At 66.5% G+C, this 7,393-nt stretch carries 13 protein-coding genes and 1 pseudogene; all 14 read right to left on the bottom strand.

The features are described from left to right. Positions 1–100: 100 nt before the first annotated feature. Positions 101–1,027 (bottom strand): tyrosine-type recombinase/integrase, encoded by a 927-nt coding sequence (locus ACFO3Q_RS04775; protein WP_377003498.1) that lies wholly within the window; start codon positions 1,025–1,027, stop codon positions 101–103. 23 nt (positions 1,028–1,050) lie between these two features. Then, positions 1,051–1,215, bottom strand: a pseudogene (locus ACFO3Q_RS04770) (excisionase family DNA-binding protein); the annotation flags it as partial. A gap of 12 nt (positions 1,216–1,227) precedes the next feature. Further along, positions 1,228–1,575, bottom strand: a complete 348-nt coding sequence (locus ACFO3Q_RS04765) for a hypothetical protein (protein ID WP_377003497.1) — start codon at positions 1,573–1,575, stop codon at positions 1,228–1,230. Then, positions 1,568–2,269, bottom strand: coding sequence for a hypothetical protein (locus tag ACFO3Q_RS04760; RefSeq protein ID WP_377003496.1), 702 nt, complete (start codon positions 2,267–2,269; stop codon positions 1,568–1,570). Before ACFO3Q_RS04760 ends, ACFO3Q_RS04765 begins: the two co-directional genes overlap by 8 nt. Beyond that, the gene (locus ACFO3Q_RS04755; protein WP_377003495.1) at positions 2,266–3,528 is read right to left on the bottom strand and encodes a hypothetical protein; all 1,263 of its coding nucleotides are present in this window, start codon (positions 3,526–3,528) and stop codon (positions 2,266–2,268) included. Before ACFO3Q_RS04755 ends, ACFO3Q_RS04760 begins: the two co-directional genes overlap by 4 nt. Next, positions 3,525–3,755 carry a hypothetical protein gene (locus tag ACFO3Q_RS04750; protein ID WP_377003494.1) on the bottom strand — a complete coding sequence of 77 codons (231 nt, stop codon included), beginning with the start codon at positions 3,753–3,755 and terminating at the stop codon, positions 3,525–3,527. The genes ACFO3Q_RS04755 and ACFO3Q_RS04750 overlap by 4 nt, the downstream gene beginning before the upstream one ends. 79 nt (positions 3,756–3,834) lie before the next feature. Further along, positions 3,835–4,140, bottom strand: coding sequence for a hypothetical protein (locus ACFO3Q_RS04745; RefSeq protein ID WP_377003493.1), 306 nt, complete (start codon positions 4,138–4,140; stop codon positions 3,835–3,837). Continuing rightward, on the bottom strand, positions 4,137–4,727 hold the full coding sequence (locus ACFO3Q_RS04740; protein ID WP_377003492.1) for a winged helix-turn-helix domain-containing protein: 591 nt from the start codon (positions 4,725–4,727) through the stop codon (positions 4,137–4,139). The genes ACFO3Q_RS04745 and ACFO3Q_RS04740 overlap by 4 nt, the downstream gene beginning before the upstream one ends. Continuing rightward, positions 4,724–5,353 carry a lambda exonuclease family protein gene (locus ACFO3Q_RS04735; protein ID WP_377003491.1) on the bottom strand — a complete coding sequence of 210 codons (630 nt, stop codon included), beginning with the start codon at positions 5,351–5,353 and terminating at the stop codon, positions 4,724–4,726. Before ACFO3Q_RS04735 ends, ACFO3Q_RS04740 begins: the two co-directional genes overlap by 4 nt. 5 nt (positions 5,354–5,358) lie before the next feature. Then, a complete protein-coding gene (locus ACFO3Q_RS04730; RefSeq protein WP_377003490.1) occupies positions 5,359–6,225 on the bottom strand; it encodes a recombinase RecT in 867 nt (288 codons plus the stop codon). Between the two features lie 123 nt (positions 6,226–6,348). Further along, positions 6,349–6,573 (bottom strand): hypothetical protein, encoded by a 225-nt coding sequence (locus ACFO3Q_RS04725; protein ID WP_377003489.1) that lies wholly within the window; start codon positions 6,571–6,573, stop codon positions 6,349–6,351. Further along, positions 6,570–6,803 carry a hypothetical protein gene (locus ACFO3Q_RS04720; protein ID WP_377003488.1) on the bottom strand — a complete coding sequence of 78 codons (234 nt, stop codon included), beginning with the start codon at positions 6,801–6,803 and terminating at the stop codon, positions 6,570–6,572. The genes ACFO3Q_RS04725 and ACFO3Q_RS04720 overlap by 4 nt, the downstream gene beginning before the upstream one ends. Before the next feature lie 2 nt (positions 6,804–6,805). Next, entirely contained in the window at positions 6,806–7,111 is a 306-nt protein-coding gene (locus tag ACFO3Q_RS04715) for a hypothetical protein (RefSeq protein WP_377003487.1), read from the bottom strand. After that, a partial coding sequence (locus tag ACFO3Q_RS04710; protein WP_377003486.1) for a hypothetical protein occupies positions 7,108–7,393 on the bottom strand: 286 nt, incomplete at its 5' end. The genes ACFO3Q_RS04710 and ACFO3Q_RS04715, both read right to left, overlap by 4 nt.

The following is a 7,393-nucleotide window of genomic DNA, read 5'->3' as shown; positions in this document are numbered from 1 at the left end:
TGAGTTCTCGGCGCCATCGGTAAGTCACTGATCTTTAACGGACAGTGGCGGACAGAAAGGGCGTCAGGAGACTCACCTACTGCACAAAAACTGCACCGTTTCAGGCGATCCGACTGATCGCGTCTACTAGCTGTTGCGGGGAGAGGTGAGCATATCGCTTTGTCACTGTCGGTGAGCTGTGACCGAGGAACTCACCGACAACATACAGGGGCACGCCCGCCTGGACGAGCCATGATGCGCATGTGTGTCGCAGGTCGTGCCAGCGGCAGTCGATCCCTGTAGCCGCCCGGGCTGCCGTCCACTCCTCCTTGAGCCTCCGGTCGCCGATGCCCAGCGGCAGTCGCTTTGCGAGCTCTCTGACCTTAGGGTGTAGGGGGACCATCTGTAGCGTGCGCGTCTTGCTTGAGCGGTCCAGTCGGATGAAGTCGCCCTGCACGTCGTGGTGCGTGAGCCGCAGCAGGTGGCCGCGCCGGATCCCGGTGTACGCCGCCAGCATGACGTAACCGGCCGCCTCGTCCGACAGACAGGCCGCCGCGAGACGCTCGACTTCCTCGGTCGTCAGGAACCGCTCGCGCGGCGTCTCGGCCAGCAGGTTGATCGCCACCGGACGGTCCATCCAGCCCCACTCCAGCAGTGCTGCCCGGCAGACCTGGCGCAGGATTCGGCCCTTGTGGTTGACCGTAGCCGCCGCCTTGCCCTGCATCGCTGCTTTGACCTCGGCCCACACCTGAGGTGCTTCGGTGAGCTTCCTGCCGCGGATGAAGGGCAGCAGCATGCGGCAGTGGTTGCGGGTCTGGCGCGCCGATGCGAGCCGCGGCACGTGCTCCGTTAGCCAGCGCTCCAACGCTTCTTCGATCAGCCTTTCCGGCTCGCGACCAGCCGCAGCGTCCTTGACGGACGCGAGCCACTGGCGTTCGAAGTGCTTTGCGTCTTGGTAGCTCCAGTGCCGAGAAGCTTTTCTAAGCGTTCGCCCACCAAAACAGATGGTGACTTGATAGCTGCCATTGGCGCGTTTTTTGACTGGCACGACTTCACTCGTTTGCGGGCCCAGTAGGCGCGCAGATCATCGGGGTGGATACGGTCGGATTTCGGTCCCGAGCCAAGGCGGACCACTGCTAGCTCGCCAGCGGCGGCCGCCCGGCGCAGGGTCCTAGCGGAGCATGAGCACCGCTCCGCCGCCTCGTCGAACGTCAGGAGTTTCTCAGCTGCTCCCATGCTTCCTCCGGCTCATCCCCCGCACCTCTTAGCCTCGGCGGCGTTGAGAGTGACGCTCACTGGACCGCCCACCGCATTTCCGCGCGCCTGGTCGACGGCGGGTGGCGCGGGGAGCGGACGCCAGTGGGTGGCGTAGAAGCCAGTCGCGGCGGCAGACCTGTCCCATGCGCAGTCCGTCCAAATGTTCTGGCGCTCATCGCAGAACATCACGACGCGATCGGCGTTCGGGCACGTCTCAATCGGCCTCCATTCATCCTCCCGCGCCGCTTCGAGGGCGGCTTCGAGTTCTGCGATACGTGCGGCCTGCGCTGCCAGCAAGTCGTCCTTGCTAGCGAATTGGCTCATAGTCAACTCATCCACGGCCTTCCTCCTGTTCGCGCAGCAGGGCGTCAATTTCATCTTCAAGCTCAACCGTCCGCTTGATAGCGGCATGGTCGCGGCTGAACTTCGGAGCGTGTCGATACTCCCGCAACGCCTCCGCCAGCCGCTCGGCTCGGGCGATGGCGTCGGCGGCTTGGGCTGCCTTCTCGGCCGCGTACTGGTCGCGCCGCTGTGCGCTCATGTGCAGCTCGCCCATCTCCGCCCGCAGCGCCTCGATCTCGACCTCCAGTTTGCGCGCGCGGATCTCTGCATCGCACACGGCCTCCGGCTGGTAGGGAAGCAGCTCGTCGGAGATGGTGTCCGGGTCCGGCAGCGGTTCGCCGTTCGCTGCTTCGCTCAACCGGTCCAGCCAGATCTCGGGCGCGTCGTGCACCCCCGCCATCTGGTAGGCGCATCCGGCGATGGTCCGCAGCGCCTTGATCTCGGCAGCCTGTGCGGCGGTGGCGTGCTTGACACAGGCGCGGGCGTAGTCGTGCATGGTCCGCAGGCGTTCGCGGAACTGCTCGATGTCCATGCCGCGCGTGCCCTCGCCGACTTGGCCGATCCACTCAGCAGTAGCGGAGGACGCGTGGATCTGGCTGTTCCATTGATGGGCCAGGCCGCAGGCGACACGATAGCGGTGCAGCGCACGCATTTCTTTCGGTGCCAGCAGCCACTTCAGGCGCTCGATCATCGGCCGCTCTCCTGCTGCATGGCGGCGCGGCCCAGCGCCCACTGCGCTAGATGCTCGAAGCAACGCCGGAACTCGTGCCAATCGCAGCACTGGCGCAGGTCACCGCCGACGCTCTCGAACGGATACACCTCCAGACGATCCGCGAAAGCACGGCCGTTCTCGATGGCTCCGAGCGGCACATCCTCGCTCGCAGCGGGCGGGGCGGCGTGAGTGGCAAGGTAGGACCGAAGATAATCGGCGCTGTCCATCGTCGCGCAGTCCTCGGCGTGTCCGCACTGCGGGCACTGCCACGTTTCGATGTCGAATTGCTGCATCAGGTACAGCAGAACCTCTCGGTCACTGCCGGTCGGATACGCAACCGGCTCCGCGGCCTGCGGCGTGCTCGCAGCGGGCGGGGCGACGCAGAGCTTCGTGCCAACGGGCAGATCGCGATTGAGCTTTCCGTAAAGCAGGCCGTCGTGAAGCGACACCTCCGCCACCGGCTCCGCGGCCTGCGGTGCTGCCAGCGACGCTACGTAATCGCGAACGTGGTCGGGGCACCAATCGCGGATGTATGCCTTGGCCGCAGCGATGGTCTCCGGGTGGCCTTCCGGCAGCGGATCGGACGTGCGAACGGCCTGCGGTGCTGCGGACAGCCGGGCCCGACGTGCAGCAGCCAACACAGCGTCGGGGTCATCCCTGTCCGCGCCAAGCGCCTGCGCTACAGCGTCCCACTGCGACTTCGCTTCGATGGTCTGCGGATGCTTGATCCACTCGGCGTCGGCTGCGGGTTGCTGGGTGAGGGCGACCACCTTGCGCGCAAGGTTCCGGTAGTAAGTCCTGTCAGGGCCGACGTACTCAATACCAGCCACGGTCCATGACCTACCGGTGGCTTCCTCACACAGTAGAGCCGCAATGCGCTCGACGCTATCCGCCCGCGCGGGCTTCGTGTCCGCCGGTTCGTAGGTGGCCGCGAAGATGTCCGGCTTGCACGGGTAGAACTCGCCCTTGACGCCACGAATGATCCAGTCACCGATCTGCACGTCCATCTGCCCCTCCGGCGTGGCGATGAAGTGCTGGTGGCAGGTGGAGTAGTTGGTGAGGAATTTCCCGTCGTTCGCATACTCAGGGAATTGCCCGCCCGCTGCTAGATTGCGAGCTGCCATCTGGACCCCATCAGGAAGGGGCTCGTGACCCTCTGCCATGGCCTTGGTGAACTGCACCGCCTCAATTACGACGGGCTTCTTACGGAACTGCGCGGGCTTCGTGTTGTCGTTCATCGGTCGGCCTCCGTCGGGGCTGCTGCGATGAAGCGATCATTCAGCGCACGAAGGCGGTCGCGAGCATCGTTTGCATATTCGCTGTCGTCCTGCATTCGAGCTGTCGGCGTGTCGAACGCGCCTACGAATGCTCTATATGCCTCAGCCCATCCCTCCGGAATCCCGGCGGCAGGCGCGGCGTCCCGCTTGGCGAGTTCGGCCTGCGCCTCATCCAGCTTCTTGCGCATCGCGCCGCTCGCAATCCACTCCTCTGTCAGTCCGTAGCGCAGCGCCTCNTACGGAACTGCGCGGGCTTCGTGTTGTCGTTCATCGGTCGGCCTCCGTCGGGGCTGCTGCGAGCAAGGACGAATAGCCCACGACGCCGAGCGACCATTCCAAGCCGGCGGGCCCACGCTGCCGCGTCGCGTCCAGCATCTCCTTCGTCGGCTCACGCGGCACCAACGCCCACCCCTCCGGCACCCCGGCAGCAGACGCGGCGTCCCGCTTGGCGAGTTCGGCCTTCAGCGACTGGTTCTCGGCTAGCAGGGAGCGGAGCATGTTGGCTTCTGGTACGCGGCCGTGAGCAAAAAGCCGGTTGATGCAGCTATCCGCCTCGTTCTTGTCGATGGTCATGCCGCAGTCCTCCAAATGGGTTTCGACACAGCGCCGGGCGGCAGCACTTCCGGCTGTTGCCCGGTGCGCGCCATCCATTCCTCGACGGTTTCGGCTCGCACCAGCACAGGCGCGGGCTCGGTGATGTAGCGGGCACGGGGCGGGATCGAGATTCCCTGACTGGCCTTCGGCTTCGGCCGGGGCTTGATCGCGCGGACCGCTTTCGGCTTGGCCTTCGCGGCACGCTCTCGACGCTTCTGCTCGCGTTCTCGGTCGCGCTCCAGCTTCTCCGCCGCAACTTGGGCCAGATACTCCTGGAGCGGCCGGATCCCCTTCTTGCGGTTTCTCTCCAGTCGGCGCCGAAGATCTGCGGCGCGACGCTCTTGGCACCGCTCCGCTCGCGCCACGTAAACGTACGGGCGCTTCTGCGAGACGGTATCGATGAACCCTTCGCGGAGAAGAACCCCGATTGTGAAGGAAACCTTTGTCTCTCCAGGTTCGCCGATTCGCTCGGCGATCTCGCGCGCAGTCAGGCGCGTCTTGCCGACCGGATTCAGCGCGACCAAAACTCGCCTCCTTCGCGGAATGGACAGATCGCAGATGTTCATGCGGCCTCCTGCGGCCGGAACCGCACGACGTAGCTGTCCAGCTCCGCGAGGAACCGCGCGAGCTCGGTCCGGAGCACGCGGATGTATGCGTCGTCCCGCTCGACCCGCTTCACGAACAGCGGCAGTCCGGGCCAGTAGCTGACGAAGTCGCACCACGCGCGTCCGCTGACCATGAGCTGGCCCTGCACCTGGGCGACGTGCTCGGCGGGCAGCACGTCGCGCTCCAGTACGTCGAGCTGGAGGTGCGGGAGCTTGGTCTTGATCTCCAGCAGGCCGTCGTCTCCGATCAGGCTGTCGGGGCTGGCTCCGGCGCGTCCGCGACGCATGAACCCCACCGGCATGGGCGTCACGCTGCGCAGGAACGCATAGGCGTCCCGCGCCTCGGCTTCCATCACCTTCCCGCGCTCGGTGTGCCGGTTGCCCTCCCACTTGTCCGCGATCTCGCCGGTGATGACCTCACCAGCGAGGGTGAGCAGGTACTTCCGCCGCGTGACGCTGGGAGCGCCCTTCGTGCGACCCTGCGCCACCACCGTGGCGAACTCTGATGCGGTCGGGATTCCCAGCCGCGCCTGGAACCACTCGTCTGAGCCCTGCTCGCAGTCGTAGATGACCAGTTCATCGCTCATGCCGCTCATGCTGCGGCCCTCCGAATCGCTGCGATGACCTCGTCGTAGCGCTTCGCGGGGATGTCCGCGAGCGTCTCGACCTTGAGCCAGCGCAACAGTGCCTCCCGGTCCTTCCCGGCAGCATCCAGCTCGTCGATGATCGTGGCCTGCTGGGCGTCGCTGATGGTCTCCGTCGCCGCGCCGCTGAGGTCGTAGTCGCCCTCGGCCTTGTTCGCGAGTTCGATGGCGTCGAGCATCCGGCCCATGCGCTCGGTGTGCGGCCAGGTCTTGCTGGCGCGCTTGATGACCGTCTTGCGCACCATCTCCTCGAACCACTCCGTCCACGGGCTGGACTTGCCCTTGGAGTAGGACATCGACTTCCCGCGGATCTTGTAGATCTCGGCGGCCGGCATCGTCTCGACCAGGAAGTCGCCCTCGTGCGTCTTTGCCACGCAGTAGGCGCCGACCAGCTCGCCCCGTTCCTTGGAGAACGGGTTGCATCGGTGCGTTGGCATCGCCGCAGGCCCGTTGTAGGCGAACTCGTCCTCTGCGTAGACCAGCTCAGCGCGCGCCCACATGATCGAGCCAGTATCCGTGGCGATCTTGATCAGGCCGCGATAGCTGATGTCGAGCACGATTGCTCCATCGCGCGGCACCAGGTACGCGTAGCCGTGCGCTGGGTTCAGCGTCAGGCCCGTGCCGGCGACGTTGAGCATTGCGAGCTCGACCGACACGGGGTTCTGCTTCGCGACGCGCGTCGCAAACTCGTTCTTGGTCAGCGCCTGGATTGCGAAGATCTGCTCTGCGGAGTAGTCGAGCGCGCCATTGGCGATGCGGACGAACTCCTTCTGCGCGGCGCCAATCGCTTCTTCGTAGATGGCAATCTGAGTCATGCGTCCTCTGCCGGGTACCGCCCGGCGCGGTGTTGGAAGAAGGAGGCCCTGCCCACAGCGGTGGGGATCCGTCGCGCCGTGGGGAGCGGCGCGCGGGCAGGGCCGTGGAAGTTGGCAGCGGCGCTACGCCGCCCGGGATGTGCGCCGCTGCCGGGGTGGATGCGTGCGGTGCCAGACGCGGTGCACGATCAGCAGCGCCCCGAGCAGCTCGACAACCGCAACAACCGCGCCGAGCAGTGCCAGCAGCGCGAGCCACGGCATGCCACCGGTTGCGGCGCTGACGCACATCAGCACGCACGTGGCGATCAGCGCGGACTGGATGCACATGCGGAGGCCGAGGCGGGTCATGCGACCTCCGGCTCTCGCTGGTCGCGCAGCTCGCGCTTCGCCATCGCGACGATCATCGCGGGGCTGGCCCGACGCTCCCGCACCATGCGCGCAGCCTTGCGGCCGGCGCGGTAGGCCAGATGCTCCGAGTACCCGAGCTGCCGCGCGGCGATGTTGACCGCGGCCAGCACGCCACGGGCCTTGGCCTCGGTGCAGGCGTACGCTGCGGTGATGGGGACGACATTGGACATGCTCAGTCTCCGGTCTGTGTGCAGGGCGCCACCGGCATCGGCGGCGGGGTGAGGGGAGGGAGGTCCAGCTCCTCGTCCGCGATCAGCTCGTCGACCGCGGTCGTGGCGGCCTCGCGCCATGCGAGGTTGAGGAGGTGCCCGGCCTCGGCGACATCGCCGTCCCGCAGCGCGTGCAGTACTGCGATGGCCTTGGCGGACGGGCGCGCGTTGCCGCGACAGAACAGGTCAGCAATCGCATCGCAGCCGAACAGCGGGTCCTCGACGCGAGACGCGATCAGCGCCTGCCGGTAGTGGGCGAGGGCGGTCATGCGGCACTCCTCAAGTCAGCCGCACGCTCGGCGCGCAGCTCGTAGTCCTGTTGGTCCGCCTGCTCCTGCAGGTCCTGAGCGATCCGCTCCGTCAGCGCCTCGCGGCAGCGATCCGTGATGTGCAGCGGCAGCGACAGCAGCGCATCGCTCGCGCGCTCCCAGTAGTCCGTGCCGTCCGGCGGGCATGCGAGGGCGTAGCAGTTCGGGGTGGCGTTCGCGGTGGGGCTCATGCCGGTCGCTCCGAAGGACGCTCGTCGAACCACTGGAAGATCACCCGCACGC

The sequence above is a fragment of the Coralloluteibacterium thermophilum genome (assembly GCF_042654365.1).
Classification (GTDB): domain Bacteria; phylum Pseudomonadota; class Gammaproteobacteria; order Xanthomonadales; family Xanthomonadaceae; genus Coralloluteibacterium; species Coralloluteibacterium thermophilum.
This window is presented reverse-complemented; position numbering and strand designations above follow the sequence as displayed.

What these genes read in the sequence shown, in the direction of transcription:
- ACFO3Q_RS04760 (WP_377003496.1), bottom strand. Translation starts at nt 2,269, where the DNA reads ATGATCGAGCGCCTGAAGTGGCTGCTGGCACCGAAAGAAATGCGTGCG.
- ACFO3Q_RS04755 (WP_377003495.1), bottom strand. Translation starts at nt 3,528, where the DNA reads ATGAACGACAACACGAAGCCCGCGCAGTTCCGTAAGAAGCCCGTCGTA.
- ACFO3Q_RS04750 (WP_377003494.1), bottom strand. Translation starts at nt 3,755, where the DNA reads ATGCGCAAGAAGCTGGATGAGGCGCAGGCCGAACTCGCCAAGCGGGAC.
- ACFO3Q_RS04745 (WP_377003493.1), bottom strand. Translation starts at nt 4,140, where the DNA reads ATGACCATCGACAAGAACGAGGCGGATAGCTGCATCAACCGGCTTTTT.
- ACFO3Q_RS04740 (WP_377003492.1), bottom strand. Translation starts at nt 4,727, where the DNA reads ATGAACATCTGCGATCTGTCCATTCCGCGAAGGAGGCGAGTTTTGGTC.
- ACFO3Q_RS04735 (WP_377003491.1), bottom strand. Translation starts at nt 5,353, where the DNA reads ATGAGCGATGAACTGGTCATCTACGACTGCGAGCAGGGCTCAGACGAG.
- ACFO3Q_RS04730 (WP_377003490.1), bottom strand. Translation starts at nt 6,225, where the DNA reads ATGACTCAGATTGCCATCTACGAAGAAGCGATTGGCGCCGCGCAGAAG.
- ACFO3Q_RS04725 (WP_377003489.1), bottom strand. Translation starts at nt 6,573, where the DNA reads ATGACCCGCCTCGGCCTCCGCATGTGCATCCAGTCCGCGCTGATCGCC.
- ACFO3Q_RS04720 (WP_377003488.1), bottom strand. Translation starts at nt 6,803, where the DNA reads ATGTCCAATGTCGTCCCCATCACCGCAGCGTACGCCTGCACCGAGGCC.
- ACFO3Q_RS04715 (WP_377003487.1), bottom strand. Translation starts at nt 7,111, where the DNA reads ATGACCGCCCTCGCCCACTACCGGCAGGCGCTGATCGCGTCTCGCGTC.